This is a genomic window from Corynebacterium sp. Z-1 (assembly GCF_031844665.1).
Lineage (GTDB): Bacteria > Actinomycetota > Actinomycetes > Mycobacteriales > Mycobacteriaceae > Corynebacterium > Corynebacterium sanguinis.
In genome coordinates, this window is sequence record NZ_CP134621.1 from 946,208 (window position 1) to 962,995 (window position 16,788).

18 protein-coding genes are annotated in these 16,788 nt (G+C 66.4%); 9 read left to right on the plus strand and 9 right to left on the minus strand.

Annotation, left to right across the window (positions count from 1 at the left end; all coding sequences use genetic code 11):
- Positions 1–7 precede the first annotated feature (7 nt).
- Both RIU96_RS04700 and RIU96_RS04705 read right to left on the minus strand, forming a co-directional pair.
- Positions 8–712, minus strand: coding sequence for an ABC transporter ATP-binding protein (locus tag RIU96_RS04700; RefSeq protein ID WP_311205148.1), 705 nt, complete (start codon positions 710–712; stop codon positions 8–10).
- Complete coding sequence (locus tag RIU96_RS04705) at positions 713–1,063, minus strand: GntR family transcriptional regulator (RefSeq protein ID WP_259917963.1); 351 nt, start codon at positions 1,061–1,063, stop codon at positions 713–715. It lies immediately after the preceding gene.
- 61 nt (positions 1,064–1,124) lie between these two features.
- Between RIU96_RS04705 and trpS the strand changes: the two genes are divergently transcribed.
- Together trpS and RIU96_RS04715 are read left to right on the plus strand one after the other, a co-directional pair.
- Positions 1,125–2,135, plus strand: coding sequence for a tryptophan--tRNA ligase (trpS, locus tag RIU96_RS04710; protein ID WP_311205149.1), 1,011 nt, complete (start codon positions 1,125–1,127; stop codon positions 2,133–2,135).
- A 95-nt stretch (positions 2,136–2,230) separates the two neighbouring features.
- The gene (locus RIU96_RS04715; protein ID WP_186365374.1) at positions 2,231–3,319 is read left to right on the plus strand and encodes a YhjD/YihY/BrkB family envelope integrity protein; all 1,089 of its coding nucleotides are present in this window, start codon (positions 2,231–2,233) and stop codon (positions 3,317–3,319) included.
- Here RIU96_RS04715 and RIU96_RS04720 read toward each other — a convergent pair.
- On the minus strand, positions 3,252–4,517 hold the full coding sequence (locus tag RIU96_RS04720) for a D-alanyl-D-alanine carboxypeptidase family protein (protein ID WP_259790161.1): 1,266 nt from the start codon (positions 4,515–4,517) through the stop codon (positions 3,252–3,254). The two genes, RIU96_RS04715 and RIU96_RS04720, sit on opposite strands and share 68 nt — an antisense overlap.
- Before the next feature lie 158 nt (positions 4,518–4,675).
- On the opposite strand from RIU96_RS04720, the gene RIU96_RS04725 reads away from it, so the two are divergent.
- The gene (locus RIU96_RS04725) at positions 4,676–5,401 is read left to right on the plus strand and encodes a VIT1/CCC1 transporter family protein (protein WP_311205150.1); all 726 of its coding nucleotides are present in this window, start codon (positions 4,676–4,678) and stop codon (positions 5,399–5,401) included.
- Between the two features lie 6 nt (positions 5,402–5,407).
- Here the strand turns inward: RIU96_RS04725 and RIU96_RS04730 are convergent, their stop codons facing one another.
- From RIU96_RS04730 to RIU96_RS04750, 5 genes are read right to left on the minus strand one after another with little or no spacing between them, the layout of a single operon-like run.
- Complete coding sequence (locus RIU96_RS04730; protein WP_311205151.1) at positions 5,408–6,151, minus strand: trimeric intracellular cation channel family protein; 744 nt, start codon at positions 6,149–6,151, stop codon at positions 5,408–5,410.
- Entirely contained in the window at positions 6,052–6,444 is a 393-nt protein-coding gene (locus tag RIU96_RS04735) for a trimeric intracellular cation channel family protein (RefSeq protein WP_311196704.1), read from the minus strand. Before RIU96_RS04735 ends, RIU96_RS04730 begins: the two co-directional genes overlap by 100 nt.
- Positions 6,445–6,483: 39 nt before the next feature.
- Positions 6,484–7,722 carry a SatS C-terminal domain-containing protein gene (locus tag RIU96_RS04740; protein ID WP_136650879.1) on the minus strand — a complete coding sequence of 413 codons (1,239 nt, stop codon included), beginning with the start codon at positions 7,720–7,722 and terminating at the stop codon, positions 6,484–6,486.
- Between the two features lie 22 nt (positions 7,723–7,744).
- The gene (locus tag RIU96_RS04745; RefSeq protein WP_301717425.1) at positions 7,745–8,686 is read right to left on the minus strand and encodes a C40 family peptidase; all 942 of its coding nucleotides are present in this window, start codon (positions 8,684–8,686) and stop codon (positions 7,745–7,747) included.
- Positions 8,687–8,968 carry a hypothetical protein gene (locus RIU96_RS04750; protein WP_259790996.1) on the minus strand — a complete coding sequence of 94 codons (282 nt, stop codon included), beginning with the start codon at positions 8,966–8,968 and terminating at the stop codon, positions 8,687–8,689. It abuts the gene before it with no gap.
- A 71-nt stretch (positions 8,969–9,039) separates the two neighbouring features.
- Here RIU96_RS04750 and upp point away from each other — a divergent pair, with 71 nt between their 5' ends.
- From upp to RIU96_RS04770, 4 genes are all read left to right on the plus strand, one after another.
- A complete protein-coding gene (gene upp / locus RIU96_RS04755) occupies positions 9,040–9,675 on the plus strand; it encodes a uracil phosphoribosyltransferase (protein WP_181729566.1) in 636 nt (211 codons plus the stop codon).
- A 50-nt stretch (positions 9,676–9,725) separates the two neighbouring features.
- Positions 9,726–10,178, plus strand: coding sequence for a type II toxin-antitoxin system RelB family anti-toxin (locus tag RIU96_RS04760; RefSeq protein ID WP_136650882.1), 453 nt, complete (start codon positions 9,726–9,728; stop codon positions 10,176–10,178).
- Positions 10,179–10,233: 55 nt separating this feature from the next.
- Positions 10,234–11,427 carry an amidohydrolase gene (locus RIU96_RS04765; RefSeq protein ID WP_136650883.1) on the plus strand — a complete coding sequence of 398 codons (1,194 nt, stop codon included), beginning with the start codon at positions 10,234–10,236 and terminating at the stop codon, positions 11,425–11,427.
- 67 nt (positions 11,428–11,494) lie between these two features.
- Complete coding sequence (locus tag RIU96_RS04770) at positions 11,495–12,901, plus strand: NAD(P)H-quinone dehydrogenase (RefSeq protein WP_136650884.1); 1,407 nt, start codon at positions 11,495–11,497, stop codon at positions 12,899–12,901.
- Here RIU96_RS04770 and RIU96_RS04775 read toward each other — a convergent pair.
- Positions 12,898–14,181, minus strand: coding sequence for a helix-turn-helix domain-containing protein (locus RIU96_RS04775; RefSeq protein WP_136650885.1), 1,284 nt, complete (start codon positions 14,179–14,181; stop codon positions 12,898–12,900). The two genes, RIU96_RS04770 and RIU96_RS04775, sit on opposite strands and share 4 nt — an antisense overlap.
- 170 nt (positions 14,182–14,351) lie before the next feature.
- Here RIU96_RS04775 and prpD point away from each other — a divergent pair, with 170 nt between their 5' ends.
- Together prpD and prpB are read left to right on the plus strand one after the other, a co-directional pair.
- A complete protein-coding gene (gene prpD / locus RIU96_RS04780; RefSeq protein ID WP_259818374.1) occupies positions 14,352–15,863 on the plus strand; it encodes a 2-methylcitrate dehydratase PrpD in 1,512 nt (503 codons plus the stop codon).
- On the plus strand, positions 15,863–16,786 hold the full coding sequence (prpB, locus tag RIU96_RS04785) for a methylisocitrate lyase (RefSeq protein ID WP_259818372.1): 924 nt from the start codon (positions 15,863–15,865) through the stop codon (positions 16,784–16,786). Before prpD ends, prpB begins: the two co-directional genes overlap by 1 nt.
- Positions 16,787–16,788: the final 2 nt, after the last annotated feature.

The window sequence follows — 16,788 nt, forward strand, 5'->3', positions numbered from 1 at the left end:
AGCGGTGTTAGGCCTTTCGGGTAGCAAGCAGGTCGATGAGTTCGGCGTCGTTCGGGTAGGTCAGCTCGACACCGTCGGCACCGTCGGCGCCGGTACAGGGTTCGGCGAGCTGGGCGCGAAGAGTCGGCCCCAGGGACTGGGCGGCAATCACGTCACGGCCCGCGATCAGCTTGTCGACGTCCGCCTTACGCCCCGTGAGCACCGGAAACGACGCGCGGGCGTCGTCAAGCAGCAGCGGCTGCGAGATGACTTGATCGAAGACGCGGATGACGCGGTCGGCGAGCCCCGCTAGATCCTCGCTGCGGTGCGACGCCATGATGACCACGCGGGTGTCGTCGGCTGCGACGAAATCGATCAGGTTGTTGCGCAGCCGGGCGCGCGTGGCGGCGTCGAGGCCGTCGAAGGGCTCGTCGAGAAGCAGCAGCGGCTTGGCTGCTGCGAGGGCGAGGGTAAAGGTGAGCTCGCGCCGCTGGCCGACGGAGAGCTTGCTCAGCCGCGTGGAGGTGTCGAACGGCAGCGTCAAGGCCGCGCGCGGTGTCGCCTCGCGGGCCCAGGCGATGTGGTCAGCGACGGTACGGCCAGCGAAGAGGGCGTCGGCGGCCGCGGGGATGTACGCCGCGTCGGGGCCGATCAGTGAGCGCAGGTAGTGAGTCTTGCCGGCGGCGTTGGGGCCGATCAAGGCGCTAATACCGGGGGAGTGGTGAATGGTCATTTACGAGTTCTCCTGGGTGATCATCGCGGTGAGTTCGTCGGTTGAGATGCCAAGTTGCTTGGCCTCGTGCATAAGGGGGGTGATGAAGGTGTCGCGGAAAGCCTCGCGGCGGGTGCGCAGGACCTGCTCGCGGGCGGTGGGCAGCACAAACATGCCCAAGCCCCGGCGCTTTTCCAGCAGGCCTTCCTGCTGGAGTTCGGTGAGTGCTTTGGCGGAGGTGGTGGGGTTGACGGAGTGGAAGTGGGACAGCTCGTTGGTCGACGGGGCGCGGTCGCCGGGGCCGAGCTGCCCGGAGGCGATGAGATCGCGGAGCTGGTCAGCGATCTGCATGTATATGGGTTTACCACTCATGTGGGTAACTATATAACCCGTGGGCTGAGCGTGTCAACGCTCACCGCTAGAATGACCAACCATGACCGAACAGCAGCGAGTTCTCTCCGGCATTCAGCCGACCGCCGATTCCTACCACCTGGGCAACTACCTCGGGGCGCTGAAGCAGTGGATTGACCTGCAGGAAGGCCACGACGCGTTCTACTTCATCCCCGACCTGCACGCGATCACGGTCGACCAGGACCCCGCGGAGCTGCGCGAGCGCACGCTCAAGGGGTGCGCCCAGCTGATCGCGCTCGGCATTGACCCGAACGTGTCTACGCTGTTCGTCCAATCCCACGTCCCCGCCCACGCGGAGCTGACCTGGGTGCTGCAGTGCCTGACCGGGTTCGGCGAGGCGTCGCGCATGACGCAGTTCAAGGACAAGGCGGCGAAGCAGGGCCAGGACCGTGCCACCGTCGGCCTGTTTACGTACCCGGTGCTCATGGCGGCTGACATTTTGCTGTACTCGCCGCAGCTCGTGCCGGTGGGCGAGGACCAGCGCCAGCACCTGGAGCTGACCCGTAACCTGGCGGAGCGCTTCAACTCGCGCTTCGGAGAGGCCTTTGTCGTGCCCGAGGGCTTCATTCCCGAAGGCGCGTCGAAAATCTACGACCTGCAGGACCCGACCACCAAGATGTCAAAGTCCGGGGCTAACCCGAAGGGCCTGATCAACCTGCTCGACGACTCGAAAACGTCGACCAAGCGCATCAAGTCCGCGGTGACGGACAATGACGGTGTCATCGCCTACGACAAGGACAACAAGCCGGGGGTGTCGAACCTGCTGGTGATCCAGTCTGCGCTGACGGGCACGGACATCGACACCCTGGTCGCGGGCTACGAGGGGCAGGGCTACGGCGCGCTCAAGGTTGACACCGCTGACGCGCTCGAGGCGTTCACCACCCCGCTGCGCACGCGTTACGACGAGCTCATGGCCGACCGCGCCGAGCTCGAAGGCATCCTCGCCCGCGGCGCCGAGCGCGCCCGCGAGGTCTCGGAGCCGCTGCTGGCAGAAGTCTACGAAAGGGTTGGCTTCCTCGCTCCCGCCCGCTAGCTGCCACCCCGTTGGCAAACTGGCTGGCAAAACTTGCCCTAAACTGTGTTCCCACAGGTAAAAATTAAGCAAACCCGAACATGGAAGGACAGCTTATGGCGACCTCCACCGCGCCCCGCAAGGCGTACCAGGACGAGCAGGGCATTGAGCGAGCGAGCAAGCAGCAGGACAACGGGCCTGCCGACAAGGTGGCCAAGAAGTCACCGTTCGTGGCGCACCTGCTGCGCATGAACGAGCGCTTTGCCAAGGAAGGGGGAAATCAACTCTCCGCGGGCATTACGTACTTCTCGGTGCTGGCGTTGTTCCCGCTCGCCATGCTCCTCTTCGCCGGCATGGGTTTCTTTCTTGCTAATCGCCCGGAGTTGATCGAGCAGATCCGGACGCAGCTCGACAACTCGCTCGGCGGGGAGGTCGGCGGCGTGATATCGCAGTTAATCGACTCCGCGATCGCGCAGCGCGGCGCCGTCGCCGGTATCGGTTTGCTCACCACGTTGTGGTCCGGTCTTGGCTGGATGAATAACCTGCGCGTCGGTATTTCCGCGATGTGGAAGCTCGACGCCAACGAGGGTGGCAACTTCATCATGAAGAAGCTGTGGGACCTGCTCGGCCTGATCGGGCTGATCCTCCTGTTCATTCTCGCCTTCGCGGTGACCGCGATCGGTACATCGTCGTTTACGAGCGACGTCATGGACCACTTCGGGCTGGGTAACTTCCCCGGCGCCCGCTTCGTCGTCTGGCTCATCGGACTTGCCGTGGGTATCTTCGCCAACTTCCTCGTGATGGCGTGGCTGGTCATTTTCATGCCGCGCACGAAGGTGCCGTGGCGCTCCGGGCTCAAGGGCGCGCTACTCGGCGCTTTCGCCTTCGAGCTGATCAAACAGTTCGCCACCGTGATCGTCAGCTCCGCCACGAAAAACCCGGCCGGCGCGATCTTCGGCCCGATCATCGCGCTGATGGTCGTGCTCTACCTCATCTGGCGTGTGGTGCTCTACGTTTCAGCATGGACCGCAACCACCGAGGAATCCCTGGCCATGCAAAAGACCGAGGTGCCTGAGCCCGCAGTGATTAACGTGCGCGCGGCTGCCGCGACCCAGGCCAAGCCGGTCAAGGGAACCGCTATCGGCGTCGGTGCTGCCCTCGGCGCCCTCGGTGTCGGCCTGATGTCGTTGCTAACGCGCGACTAGCAATGATCCCAGCGCCGGCAAGGGCGAGAACCGCGCCCACAATCAACACCGGCAACCACGGCCGGGCCCGAGAGTAGGGCTCTGCCTGAGCTTCGGCCACCGCGGCCCCGCCAGGGGCTTCAGCGGTGGCCGTCGGCGTTTGCAACGCGGTAGGCGCCTGGGAGGAAGCAGCCTCGAGCGTGGCCACGGACGTGCCGGGGTCAAACCTGTAGGACTCGTGGAGCAGCTGCTGTGCTTGCTGCCAGGCTCGGGCCTTGTTCACGGTGGTGTCGAGGACAACGGCCACGAGGCGCCGGCCGTCGTGGTTCACAGCGCCGACGAAGGTGTGGTTGGCGTCGTCGGTATAACCGGTCTTGCCGCCGATGCCCTCGGGATCGTTGAGGTAGAGCGCGTTGTCGTTCCACAGCTCGAAGCCGGGAAGGTCGTCGAAACCGGGGAAGGGATACGACTGCGTGTCGACGATCTGAGCAAACGTCTCGTTGCCAAACGCAGCGCGGTAGGCGAGCGCCATATCCCACGCGGAGCTCGACATGCCGGGGCGATCCAGGCCGGTGTAGGTAGCCACCCGGGTGTCATTCATGCCGAGTTGCTGCGCCAGCGCATTGACCTTTTGTAAAGTCGCCTCGTCGCCGCCGAGCTCTTGTGCCAGGGCGTGCGCGGTGTCGTTGCCCGAGGCCATCAGCAGGCCGTGGAGTAAGTCGTTGACGGTGTAGACACCGCCGGCGCCGATGCCCGCCGCGGACCCTTCCATATTCGCCGATTCAGCGCTAACGGTGACCTGCTTGTCCAGGGGTAGTTCGTCGATAGCCACGAGCGCGAGGAGCACTTTGATGATGGACGCGGGGCGGTAACGGCCGTGGGGGTCTTTCATCGCCACAACCTCTCCGGTGTCCAGGTCCGCAACCAGCCATGCGGAGGCGAGGACTTCCTCGCCGACGGCGAAGCCATCGGGGGTGCTCACGCCGCACGGGCCCTGGTAGCCGACGGGCAGCGGGGTGGGGCTGCCGGCGGCCGCTGCCTCCGAAGTCGTTCGCGGCTCCGGCGGCCACGTGGCGTGCGGGCAGCCGTCGGTATTCGGCATGGATTCGCGCGTTGAGGTCGTCGGCGTGGATTCCTCCTGGGTCCATGCGGCGGGTTGGGCCGCGCCGATCAGGGTCGCGCAGGCGAGAAGGGTCGCAGTTCGTCGTGTGGTACGCATTGCGGCGAACTTTACGCCCGTCAGTTACACCGGGGGCGCTTTGCGGTGCGCATTGATGGCTTCCGGTGAGGATAGCCTCACCGAAAAACGTCATGACCTGCGTAAACTTAGGCTTTCCTCGCTTGCGCGCATGGTGGTGCAGGCGCAAGATATCGACCATGACAACGAACGAAACGACGACGGAAAAATCGAGCGCACCCACGAGCGTGGGCCTGAACGAACAACTCAACAAGCTGCGCGCCGCAGTGCTTGGCGCCAACGACGGCATCGTCTCCACTGCGGCGGTTGTCGTTGGTGTGGCAGGCGCGACCTCCGACATCAGGGCAATCGCGACGGCCGGCATTGCGGCCGTCATCGGCGGCGCTGTGTCGATGGCGCTGGGGGAGTACGTCTCCGTGTCCTCGCAGCGCGACACCGAGCGCGCCTACATTGCCAAGGAAACGGCACTGCACAACGCCGATCCGGACAGCGAGTTCGCGCACCTTGTCGCCGCCTACGAGGCGACGGGACTGAGCCGGGAAACGGCGACCCAGGTAGCCACAGAGCGCACCGCTGCCGATCCGCTCAAGGCGCACCTCGAGGTCCACTACGGCATCAACGAAGAGGACCTGGTCAACCCGTGGTCCGCGGCCATCGCCTCCTTCATCGCGTTTTCGCTGGGCGCGTTGCTCCCGCTGGCAGCTGTGCTGCTTCCGCCGGACGCGTGGCGGGTGCCGGTGACGTTCGTGGTCACCCTCCTCGCCCTCGCGATCACGGGAGCGGTGTCGGCGCGGATCGGCGGCGCAGATCCGAAGCGCGCCGTGCTCCGGCTCGTTATCGGCGGCGCGCTCGGCCTGGCGGTGACCTTCGGAGTCGGCTGGGCCTTCGGCACCACGGCGCTTTAAGGCACACTAGCGCGGCTCGCACTTCTGCTTGCCGTCGCGCCCTTCGCCGTCCCGCTCCGCCAAGCGTTTGGCGAGCATGTCGGACAGTTCCGAGTCGGACAGGATCAACTCGACGAGCCCCTCCTGGACATCTTTCTCGTCCACGGCGGGGGCGTCGGAGGCGTTGGCGGAGTCGGCGTAGGACGTGCCGTCTTTATCAAACCCAAACCCCTTGCCGCCGGTGGAGGCGGCAACGCGCACCTCGGTGTCTTCGCGCGTGCCGGGGGAATTCGCGCTATCGCTGAGCTCGCGGGCCAGAACCCGGCTGAGCGTGGCGTGGCGCCAGTCGCGCACGCGCTCGGGCTCGAGCTTGTGAACGCCGCGCTTGGCCACGTCGGCAAGCTGCGATGCGGTGGTGTTGACCGGGGCGAACTGCGGGGAGGTGGGCACGCGCCAGGCGCGGTAGTAGGCGATCATGGAAATAGTGAAGCTGGTCAGCGGCCCCGCCACCGCGCCGAGCGCGAGGTGGCCCGTGTTCGCGCCAATGAGCGTGACGACGGCACCGGCGATCGCGGGCACCACCGTTGGCTGATTGTTGCCGAACACCGCAGGTTCGCGCCCGATCAGCACGTCGCGGATCATGCTTCCGCCCGTGGCGGTGAACACGCCCATCATGATCGTCGGCAAAACCGGTAACCCGAACGTGATCGCCTTGAACGCGCCGACTGAGGCCCACAGGGCGGAGATAAGCGCGTCACCGTGGTCGCGCACTTTTTCCCAGGTGTCGCCCTTGAAGTAGGTTCGCGCCCGATCAGGGCGCCGGTGAACGCGAGGATCAGGTAGGCGGGTTCGCTCATCGCGGCGACGGTGCCTTCGTTGATGAGGACGTCGCGAAGCATGCCCCCGCCGAGCGCCGAGACCATCGCGATGAAGAGGAAGCCGACGATGTCGTAGCCGCGCTGCCGAGCGATCGTTCCGCCGATCGTGCCCATGATGAGCACGCCACTTAAATCAAGCCAGTGATAGATGGATTCAATGATCGGATCGACCTGATCGGGATTCACAGCCCGCCATCATAGAACGGGTTGTCTACGGGGTGCGGCTTAGAACTTGGAGAAGCGCTTGATCAGCTGGTCTTCCATGTCCTTCCACGTCTGCGCCTTGTCTGTAAACGGCGCGGTCGGGACGTATCCGCTGGCCTCGGTGGAGCCGAGCATGTAGGCGAGGTAGTCCTGCATGCGGGGATTCGCCAGCAGCAGGGAATTCAGGGAGTCGTCCTTCGCCCAGTCGGCGGCGTCGGCGAGCAGCTCGTAGGCCTTGGCCATCTGCGCGGTGTCGACGGCGTCCGGGCCCTTCTCAATGTCCGCGGCGATGCCGTTAAAGGAGTACGCGTTGTCCGGGTGGACAGTGATCTCGAGCTCTCCCGCGTTGGCGAGGTTGACCAGGTCCGGCCAGGTGGACACCTCGGCGAGCTCGTGGTCGTCGTTCTCCACGATCCACCGCAGCAACTGCTTGCTGGAGGGGAAGGTGAAAATCTCGCCGTACTTGCCCAAAAACACCGGCGCTGTGCCGAGGTAGGTGCGTAGCGTGTACACGCTCGTACCCTGCATGGTGATCTTCACCGGGTCGATGCCGGCGTTGAACCACGCGGAGCCGTCGTAGGGGTCGGCGTTCGCGGCGCGACGCTGCGCCTCCTCCTTCGCCTTCTCGGCCTGCGCTGCACGCGCGCTCTGGGCGGCGGCGATGCGCTCCTCGGCGGCGGCGACTTCGCCTTCGCTAAACGACGCCTCGTCAACGATCCGGACACTCGCGTCGAGTGAGTGGACAACCTCTGCCCAGTTCGCCAGCACAGCACGGCCGACTCCGGACCACTCCTCCAAGCCGTTCTCGCCCGCGTAGTGCTCCGAGCCGCGGGCAACGTTGCCCAGCACCGAGTGGGAGGCGAAGAAGATCTGGGCTTCGTTGGCGGAGGCGACGTCGGCAAGCGAGCGCGAGATCTGGAACACTTTGGCCAGCTTGGAGACGTTCTCGTGGCTCGGCCGCCCGGCGAGGTAGGCGGGGGCGCCGACGACGTCGTAGAAGTTCCTGTCATCCGGCACGACGCGGTCGTCGCCTTGGGCGTTGAACTGCGCCCACTGCGGGTGATCTACCAGGTCGTGGGGCAGGCCCGAGTCGAGGAAGGCCAGCATGTGGGCCGGGGAGTCGAAGACGAGGACGGAGGTCTCGTCGCCGAGAAACGCCTGCCACTGCGTCCCGTTTTCCTTCCAAGCGGGGGCCCACAGGGTGCAGAAATCGCCCTGGGTGAGTGAGAGTGTGACCGGAACAATCGCGCGGGTGCTCATGGTGCAAAACTCTACTCAACCGCTAGCCCGTCGGGCGCCAGAAGCCCTTGAACCCCATGTCGAGGTTTTGCGTTCGCACCGGGTTCATCTGCACCGGGTCGCCGGCTTCGATGTACATCCCGTCGCCGGCGTACATGGCCACGTGGCCGTCCCACACCGCCAGGTCGCCGGGTTGGAGCTGGTCGTAGGGGACTTGCACGCCGATGGCCTGCTCGTGCGCCATCCGCGGCAGCTCCACGCCGGCTTGCCGGTAGGCCCACGAGGTCAGCCCCGAGCAGTCGAAACCGCCGGGCGAGGTCCCTCCCCACTGGTACGGCGTGCCCAGCTGGCTGCGCGCGGCCTCCACCGCGGCGCGCCCCACGGCGCTGCCCTCGCTCGCGGGACCCGCATCGCCGGTTGGCTCCGGCGGCAGCACGTGCTCGGTGGTTTCTGAGGCAGGCTCCATCGCGACCGGCTGCGTCAGGGCGCGCAGCTCGTCCGTGGCGCGTTGGGCGTCGGGCGTTGCCTGCAGCGGCTCCTCGGCGAGCAGGGAATCGGCAATGCCGGTCATGAGCTTGGTGTGCGGGTCAAGGTCGCGCTCGAGCCGCATCAGGCGCTCGTTGACCTCGCCTAACGCGCGCGAAGCGAGCTCCGCGAGCTTGAGGGCGGCGGACGCCATCCCGGTTGGCGTGAGGGAGAGGGCGATCAGCGTCGCCGCCTCGGCGAGGTAGCGCTGACTCACCGCGACGATGTCAGCGACAGCCTGGGCGAGCAACTCCGCCGCGGCGGACATGGAGCGATCGATGTCCCCGCGCTGCGTCGCGAGGGTGCTCGCGGCGTCCATAAACCGGGAAGGGTCCCCCTCCACGATGCGCGCGAGATCAACGACCGATTCCAGGCCCGGCAGTGGCGTGACTTCAACTGGGTTGAACTGCGGCGGAAGCGAGGCGGCGACCGCGCGCATCACCTCAGGTGGTGAGATCATCTACAGCACCGCCCTGAGATCACGCGCGAAGTTTCCGTCGACGCTGGTTGAGGCGTCCACGGTGAGTTCCATGACGTCGGCGAGGCGCAGCGCCTCGGCGCGCAGCTGGCCGGCACGGTCGTTGACATGCCCGATCGCCGAAGCGAGCGCAGTGCGGAAGGCAGCCGTCGGCCCGAAATCGTTCGGGGTGTGAGGTGGGATGTCCGTGATCTGGGTTGCCGCGGCGCGCAACGACGACGTCAGCGCAGCAACCTCGGAAGCGTCAACGACAAAAGTTCTCATGGCCTTATTTGACTGCTCCAGGGCCCACCAGGTTCCCTCGGCGAGCAAGTTTGGCAACTAGCATGGGGATCATGGACATCTCGATCGTCGATCACCCCCTCGCTGCCTCGCGGCTGACCATCATGCGCGACGAGCGCAGCGACAACGCGGCGTTCCGGGCCGCGCTCGCCGACCTTGGCGCGATGCTGATCTACGAGGCGTCGCGCGGGCTGGCGGTGGAAACGTTTACCTGCCGCACCCCCGTCGGCGAGGCGGAGGGCACCCGGCTGGCCAAGCCGCCAATCATCGTGCCGATCATCCGCGCGGGCCTGGGTATGATCGACCCGGCGCTGTCGATGATCCCCGACGCCCAGGTCGGCTTCATCGGCCTGGCCCGCGACGAGACCACCCACGAGCCGGTGCCGTACCTCGAGGCGCTGCCCGAAGACCTCTCCGGCCAGCCGGTGTTCGTCGTCGACCCCATGCTGGCCACCGGCGGCTCTCTGATCTATGCGCTGGACCTGCTCAAGGGGCGTGGCGCGGACGATATCACCTGCATTTGTATTGTGTCGGCGCGTGCGGGCGTCGATAAGCTTGCGGCCCATAGCCCTGACGTGCGGCTGGTGACCGCGGCGATTGACCCGCAGCTCAACGACGATGCCTACATCGTGCCCGGTTTGGGCGATGCGGGCGATCGGCTGTACGGCCCGCGCAACATTTTCCTGTAGTAGGGTTGGGACCCGTCGGGTAAGGGGGACATACACAGCGGGGGGCTGTTATGGCGGACATCATGCCGCAATCCAACTGGGCAAGCTACGGGTTTGTGCTGGCAGAGCGCCTGCGCGCGCTTCGCGAGATGAGGGGGCTGAGTCAGCGGCGGCTCGCGGAGCTGTCGGGGGTCTCGCGCAGCCTGATCTCGAACATTGAGCGCAACCAGTACAACATGTCGCGCTCGGCGGACCCGACGCTGTCGACGGTGTACCGCATCGCGCACGCGCTGCACGTGCCGCCGGTAGCGCTGCTGCCGGCGTCGGAATCGGTGGTCAAGGCGCGCTGCGCCGAGGACGCCGCGGCGGTCATGCAGGTGTGCGCGGTATGGCCGGCAAGCCCGGAGGACACAGCTCGTTTTCACGCGACCTACCTTGTCAGCGGCACCGCGACGTACCCGCCGCGCTTCGAGCACTTCGAACACTGCGTGGGGCACCACCGAGTGATGAACCGCTTGGTCTAGTTGCTAGACTCAGCCCGGATACGAAAAATTCCGGGCTACAAGCAGGAGGACACACGTGGGCACAGGATCCGGCATCGCCACCGCCGTTGGCGAGTGGATACGCGCCAACGAGGCCACGGTGACGCAGTGGCGCCGACACATCCACGCCCACCCCGAGCTGTCCCACGAAGAGGTCGCCACCACCGCGTTTATCTCCGAAGTGCTTTGCGAGCACGGCCTTAACCCCGTGCCCTTCCCCGGCACGGGCCTCTACGTCGACCTTGGCCCCACCGACGGCGAGCGGCTTGCCTTCCGCGCGGATATCGACGCGCTCAGCGTGGCCGAAATCTCCGGGCTTGAGTTCGCCTCGGGCACCCCGGGGGTGTCGCACTCCTGCGGCCACGACGTGCACACCACCATCTGTATGGCGCTGGCCTGCGCACTCGCGGAGCTGGATTTGGACTACGGCATCCGGATCATCTTCCAGCCTGCGGAGGAGGTCATGGGCGGCGGCGCAGTGGACGTGATCCGCTGGGGTGGGCTGCAAAACGTCTCCGCGATCTACGCCCTGCACGTCGAGCCGTCGCTGCGCGTCGGCCAGATCGGGGTGCGCACGGGCGCGATCACCTCGGCCTCCGACGTCCTCGAGATCGAGATCACCGGCCCCGGCGGGCACACCTCGCGGCCGCAGATGACCGCCGACGTGGTTTACGCCGCGGGCGCGGTGATCACCCAGCTGCCCGCGCTGTTGTCGCGCCGGGTGGATCCGCGCACCGGCACCGTCGTGGTGTTCGGCGCGGTCGAGGCGGGCGATGCGCCCAACGCGATTCCGAAATCCGCCCTGCTCAAGGGCACCATTCGCACCTCCGACATCACCACCTGGCGCTCCATCGAGGAGCTGACTAGCGAGCTCATCGCCCAGATCCTCGCCCCGACCGGCTGCGAGTTCGAGCTCAACTACACGCGCGGAGTGCCGCCCGTGCTTAACGACGACATCGCGACCGCCCTGATCGTCCAAGCGGGCCGCTCCGTCGACCCCCACGCCGTGGTGACCACGCCGCAGTCCTCCGGCGGGGAGGACTTCTCCTGGTACCTCGAGCACGTCCCCGGCGCCATGGTCCGCCTCGGCGCGTGGGACGGTAAGGGTGAGAAGCAGGACCTGCACCAGGGCGATCTGAACGTGGACGAAAAATCCATCGCCGTCGGGGTGCGCCTGTTCGGCGCGGTGGTGGAGAAGTATTTCGCTGCCCTCGCTAGCGACGCTGGGTGACTGTAGACTTGCGTCGGTTAACGCGACTGGCAGTTGTACGTCAAGCCCATCACGGAGGAAAACCCAGGTGTCCAAAAAGATCGTCATCATCGGTGGTGGCCCAGCGGGCTACGAGGCGGCACTGGCCGGTTCGAAGTACGGGGCGGATATCACCCTGATTGAAAATCACGGCGTTGGCGGCTCCGCGATCAACCTCGACGTCGTACCCTCGAAGGGGTTCATCGCGGCGTCGAACATCAAGACGGACCTGCGCCGCGCCGACGACATGGGCTTGAACCACGGCCTCGGCGAGGCGAGCTTGATGATCACCGCGTTAAACAACCGTGTGGTAGCGCTGGCGTCCGAGCAGGCCCGTGACGTCAAGGTCCAACTAGAGCGCGCCGGGGTGAAGATCATCCGCGGCCACGGTGCCTTGTCGTCGCAGCAGACGGGACACACCACCCACAGCGTGAAGGTGACCTACCCGGACGGCACCTTCGAGCGCGTCGATACCGACATGGTGCTGGTGTGCACCGGCGCGTCCCCGCGCGTGATCAAGGGCGCGGAGCCGGACGGCAAGCGCATCCTCAACTGGCGCCAGGTCTACGACCTCATTGAGCAGCCGGAGCACCTCATCGTGGTCGGCTCGGGTGTCACGGGTGCGGAGTTCGTCTCGGCGTTCGCCGAGCTCGGGGTGAAGGTGACCATGGTGTCCTCCGGCAGCCGTATCCTGCCGCATGACGACGCCGACGCCGCCGACGTGCTCGAGACCGTCCTGGCCGGCCGCGGCGTGGAAGTGGTCAAGGACTCCTACGCCCACAGCGTGGTCAATACCGGCGATCAGGTCGTGGTGACCACGAAGGACGGCCGGGAAATCACCGGATCTCACTGCATCATGTCAATCGGTTCAATCCCCAACACCAAGGACCTTGGCCTGGAGGCCAACGGCGTGGCCATGACCCCGTCGGGCCACATCCACGTCGACCGTGTCTCGCGCACGAACGTCGCGGGCATCTACGCGGCGGGCGACTGCTCCGACCTCATGCCGCTGGCCTCTGTCGCCGCGATGCAGGGTCGCATCGCCATCCACCACGCGCTCGGCGAGGGCGTTGAGCCGCTGCGACTGAAGACGGTGGGCAACGCCGTGTTCACCCGCCCCGAGATCGCCGCGGTCGGTGTGACCGAGCAGCAGATCACCAACGGCGAGGTCGACGCGGATGTAATCAAGCTGGACCTCGAGACCAACCCGCGCGCGAAGATGCGTTCGCTGCAGCACGGCTTTGTCAAGATCTTCGCCCGCAAGGGCTCCGGCCAGGTGCTCGGCGGCGTCATCGTCGCCCCGACCGCCTCCGAGCTCATCTTGTCCATCACGATTGCGGTGACCAACAACCTCAGCGTCGCCCAGCTCGCCGAGTCCATGGCGGTCTACCCCTCGCTTTCCGGCTCGATCACGGAGGCTGCGCGGCGGTTGGTGGGCTCGACGGACCTGGACTAAAGCTTCGGGAAGGCCCGCTGCGGGCAGCGATCGCGCGGACACATCTCGCAGCCCGGGCCGATCGGGGTGGCGGAGTCCGGCCGCAGGTCCAAGCCGTCGGCGTAGATCATCTGCGGCGCGTGCGTGATGTCGCAGCCCAGCGCCACGGCGTTTTCCTGGCGCGGCGCACCGAACCCGGAGGTCGGGCCCTGCACCATGCGCGCGACCCACAGGTACGTAGATCCGTCCGGCATCACCGAGACCTGCCTGGTCACGCGGTTGGGGGTGTCAAAGGCCCGGTGCACCACCCACAGCGGGCACGTGCCGCCGGCCACCGCGAAGGGAAACGTCGTGGTGGATTGCCGCTTCGAGATGTTTCCCGCCCGGTCGGTGCGGATGAAAAAGAACGGCACCGCGGCGGCGTGCGGGCGCTGCAGTGTGCCGAGGCGCTGGCAGGTGGATTCGAAGCTGGTGCCAAACCTTGATGCGATGACCTCAATGTCATAGCGGGTGCTCACCGCCGCGTCGAGGATTTCGGCATACGGCATGGTCACTGCCGCCGCGAAGTACTGCGCCAGGCCGTGGCGGGTGATGTCGCGCGCGGCGGTGTGGCCTCTGGTGCCGGGGTGGGCGTTCAAGTGGGCGTCGATAAGCGGGCCCTGCGTTAACAGACCGAAGTGGTAGGCCATCTCGAAGCATTGCTGCGCCTCGGTCAGCCCGGCGCGCAGCCGCAGCTCGCGCGCGGTGGCGTCGATGGCGGAGCGCGCGCCCTCGACGTGGGCGGCGGGCTGGTTGAAGCGCACCGTGTAGCCGAGCCTTTGGTCAAAGGCGGCGGCGAGACTGGTCAGCCGCGCCTGGCGGCCACGCGCCCCGGAGGCGAGGTCCTCGGCGGCGCGGTCGAGGTCGTCGAAGTAGTTGCGGTTGTCCTGGAAGAAGGTGCGCACCGCGGCATAAGGGTTCGCCGCGCCCACCCCGAGGTGGGAGGGGATGGCGAGGATGCTCTTGGCGACATCCGGGAAACGCGCCGTAATATCGCGCAGCACCTCGTGCTCGATGTCGGGAAGGAGCCCCGAGAGCTCGGTGATGGTGCGGCGCTCGTCGTCGCCCGAGAAGTACGCCGGGTCGAGGCCAAAGGCGCGCGTTAGCTCGACGAGCACGGCGACGGTAAGCGGGCGCTGGTCGTTTTCTAACTGGTTGAGGTAGCTGGCGGAGATGCCGATGCGCCGGGCCATGTCGACCTGGGTGAGGTCGTGCTGGCGGCGCACAGTCCGGATCCGTCCCCCCGCAAACAACTTCGCCACCGTGGTCGCCTCCCTTTCCGTTCGCGTGAACTGCGATTTTACAAATGTTACAGGATGGGGAGTTTTTGCACGCAGAATTTCACAGGTTAGAACATGGCCCGAGTCACACCGCCGGCCATAGTATGAGGTAGACCATGCAAGCCAGCGATGTGAGGAGTCACGCACCCAAAATGATCAACCACGAAGTACGCACCCGCCGCTCCGCCGAAGAGTTCCCGATTGAAGAGCACCTTGCTTACAAGGTGGCCAAGGTCGCAGCCGACCCGGTTGAGGTCCCGGAGGACACCAAGGAAATGATCATCAACAGGATCATTGACAACGCCTCCGTCGCCGTGGCCTCCTTCGCACGCCGCCCCGTCACTTCGGCCCGCGTCATGGCCCAGGCTCACCCCGTCAACGAGGGTGGCGCCCCCATCTTCGGCGTTGACGGCAACTACTCCGCCGAGTGGGTCGCGTTCGCCAACGGCACCGCGGTGCGCGAGCTCGATTTCCACGACACCTTCCTCGCCGCCGAGTACTCCCACCCGGGCGACAACATCCCGCCGATCTTGGCCGTCGCGCAGCACAAGAACCTCGACGGCAAGGCCCTGATCCGCGGCATCGCCACCGGCTACGAGATCCAGGTCAACCTGGTCAAGGGCATCTCCCTGCACGAGTTCAAGATCGACCACGTCGCGCACCTCGGCCCCTCGGCCGCAGCCGGCATCGGCACCATGCTTGAGCTTGACGTGGACACCATCTACCAGGCCGTCGGCCAGGCGCTGCACACCACCACCGCGACCCGCCAGTCCCGCAAGGGCCTGATCTCCTCCTGGAAGGCCTCCGCCCCGGCGTTCGCCGGCAAGATGGCCATCGAGGCCGTCGACCGCGCGATGCGCGGCGAGGGCGCACCCGCCCCGATCTGGGAGGGCGAGGACGGCGTCATCGCGTGGCTGCTGCACTCCCCGGAGCGCACCTACATCGTCCCGTTGCCTGCCGACGGCGAGGAGAAGCGCGCGATCCTGGACACCTACACCAAGGAGCACTCCGCGGAGTACCAGGCGCAGGCCCCGATCGACCTGGCGCGCCGCATGAAGGCGACCATCGCCGAGGCAGGCAAGACCACGGCGGACATCGAGTCCATCGTGCTGCACACCTCGCACCACACCCACTACGTCATCGGCACCGGCGCCAACGACCCGCAGAAGATGGACCCGACGGCCTCGCGCGAGACGCTCGACCACTCGATCATGTACATGTTCGCGGTCGCGCTCGAGGACGGCACCTGGCACCACGTCGACTCCTACACCCCGGAGCGCGCCGGCCGCCCCGAGACGGTCGAGCTGTGGCACAAGGTGTCCACCGTCGAGGACCCGGAGTGGACCCGCCGCTACCACTCCACCGACCCGAACGAGAAGGCCTTCGGCGCCAAGGCAGTGATCACGTTCAAGGACGGTTCCGTCATCCAGGACGAGATCGCTGTCGCCGATGCGCACCCGCTCGGTGCGCGCCCCTTCGGTCGCGAGGACTACATCCGCAAGTTCCGCACCCTCGCCGCCGGCATCGTCTCCGAGGAGGAGCAGGAGCGCTTCCTCGCCGCGGCGCAGGACCTGGAGAACCTGACCGACCTGCGCGAGCTCAACGTCCGCGTCACCGAGGAAGCAGCCGCACAGGCTCCCGAGACCCCGGCAGGCATCTTCTAATGTTCGCGCCAGACAAGACGCCGCATGAGCGTCGTCAAGCACTGCGCGAGTCTTTGACCTCGCCGACGATCACGAAGCTGCCGGGCGCGTTCTCTCCGCTGGTAGCCCGCCTGATCGAGGACATCGGTGGCTTCGAGGGCGTCTACGTCTCCGGCGCGGTGGTGGCCAACGACCTGGGCCTGCCCGACATCGGCCTGACCACGCTCACGGAGGTCGCGGCGCGCTCGTGCCAGATCGCGCGCGTGACTAACCTACCCGTGCTTGTCGACGCCGACACCGGCTTCGGAGAGCCCATGAGCTCCGCACGCACCGTCGCTGAGTTCGAGGCGGCCGGGGTCGCCGCGCTGCACCTCGAAGACCAGGTCAACCCGAAGCGCTGCGGCCACCTCGACGGCAAGGAGGTCGTTCCCCGCGACCTCATGCTGCGCCGCATCACCGCCGCCGTGCGCGAGCGCAGCGACGACGCGTTCGTCATCTGCGCGCGTACCGACGCCGCCGGGATCGAAGGCATCGACTCCGCCATCGAGCGCGCCAAGGCCTACGCCGACGCCGGCGCAGACCTGATCTTCACCGAGGCTCTCTACTCCGAGGCCGACTTTGAAAAGTTCCGCGCCGCCGTCGACGTGCCGCTGCTGGCAAACATGACCGAGTTCGGCAAGACCGAGCTGATCCCCGCCGGCAGGCTCGAGGAGATCGGCTACAACGCGGTGATCTGGCCGGTAACCACCTTCCGCACCGCGATGGGGCAGACCGAGCAGATGCTGCGCGAGATCGCCGAGACCGGCACCCAAGAGGCGTGGCTGGATCGAATGCAGCACCGCTCGCGGCTCTACGAGCTCGTGCGCTACGACGAGTACAACCAGTTCGACCAGTCTGTGTTCACCTACTCGGCGGAGAACTACCGCCCGACGTTTGAGAAGTAAGT

What these genes read in the sequence shown, in the direction of transcription:
- RIU96_RS04700 (WP_311205148.1), bottom strand. Translation starts at nt 712, where the DNA reads ATGACCATTCACCACTCCCCCGGTATTAGCGCCTTGATCGGCCCCAAC.
- RIU96_RS04705 (WP_259917963.1), bottom strand. Translation starts at nt 1,063, where the DNA reads ATGAGTGGTAAACCCATATACATGCAGATCGCTGACCAGCTCCGCGAT.
- trpS (WP_311205149.1), top strand. Translation starts at nt 1,125, where the DNA reads ATGACCGAACAGCAGCGAGTTCTCTCCGGCATTCAGCCGACCGCCGAT.
- RIU96_RS04715 (WP_186365374.1), top strand. Translation starts at nt 2,231, where the DNA reads ATGGCGACCTCCACCGCGCCCCGCAAGGCGTACCAGGACGAGCAGGGC.
- RIU96_RS04720 (WP_259790161.1), bottom strand. Translation starts at nt 4,517, where the DNA reads ATGCGTACCACACGACGAACTGCGACCCTTCTCGCCTGCGCGACCCTG.
- RIU96_RS04725 (WP_311205150.1), top strand. Translation starts at nt 4,676, where the DNA reads ATGACAACGAACGAAACGACGACGGAAAAATCGAGCGCACCCACGAGC.
- RIU96_RS04740 (WP_136650879.1), bottom strand. Translation starts at nt 7,722, where the DNA reads ATGAGCACCCGCGCGATTGTTCCGGTCACACTCTCACTCACCCAGGGC.
- RIU96_RS04745 (WP_301717425.1), bottom strand. Translation starts at nt 8,686, where the DNA reads ATGATCTCACCACCTGAGGTGATGCGCGCGGTCGCCGCCTCGCTTCCG.
- RIU96_RS04750 (WP_259790996.1), bottom strand. Translation starts at nt 8,968, where the DNA reads ATGAGAACTTTTGTCGTTGACGCTTCCGAGGTTGCTGCGCTGACGTCG.
- upp (WP_181729566.1), top strand. Translation starts at nt 9,040, where the DNA reads ATGGACATCTCGATCGTCGATCACCCCCTCGCTGCCTCGCGGCTGACC.
- RIU96_RS04760 (WP_136650882.1), top strand. Translation starts at nt 9,726, where the DNA reads ATGGCGGACATCATGCCGCAATCCAACTGGGCAAGCTACGGGTTTGTG.
- prpD (WP_259818374.1), top strand. Translation starts at nt 14,352, where the DNA reads ATGATCAACCACGAAGTACGCACCCGCCGCTCCGCCGAAGAGTTCCCG.
- prpB (WP_259818372.1), top strand. Translation starts at nt 15,863, where the DNA reads ATGTTCGCGCCAGACAAGACGCCGCATGAGCGTCGTCAAGCACTGCGC.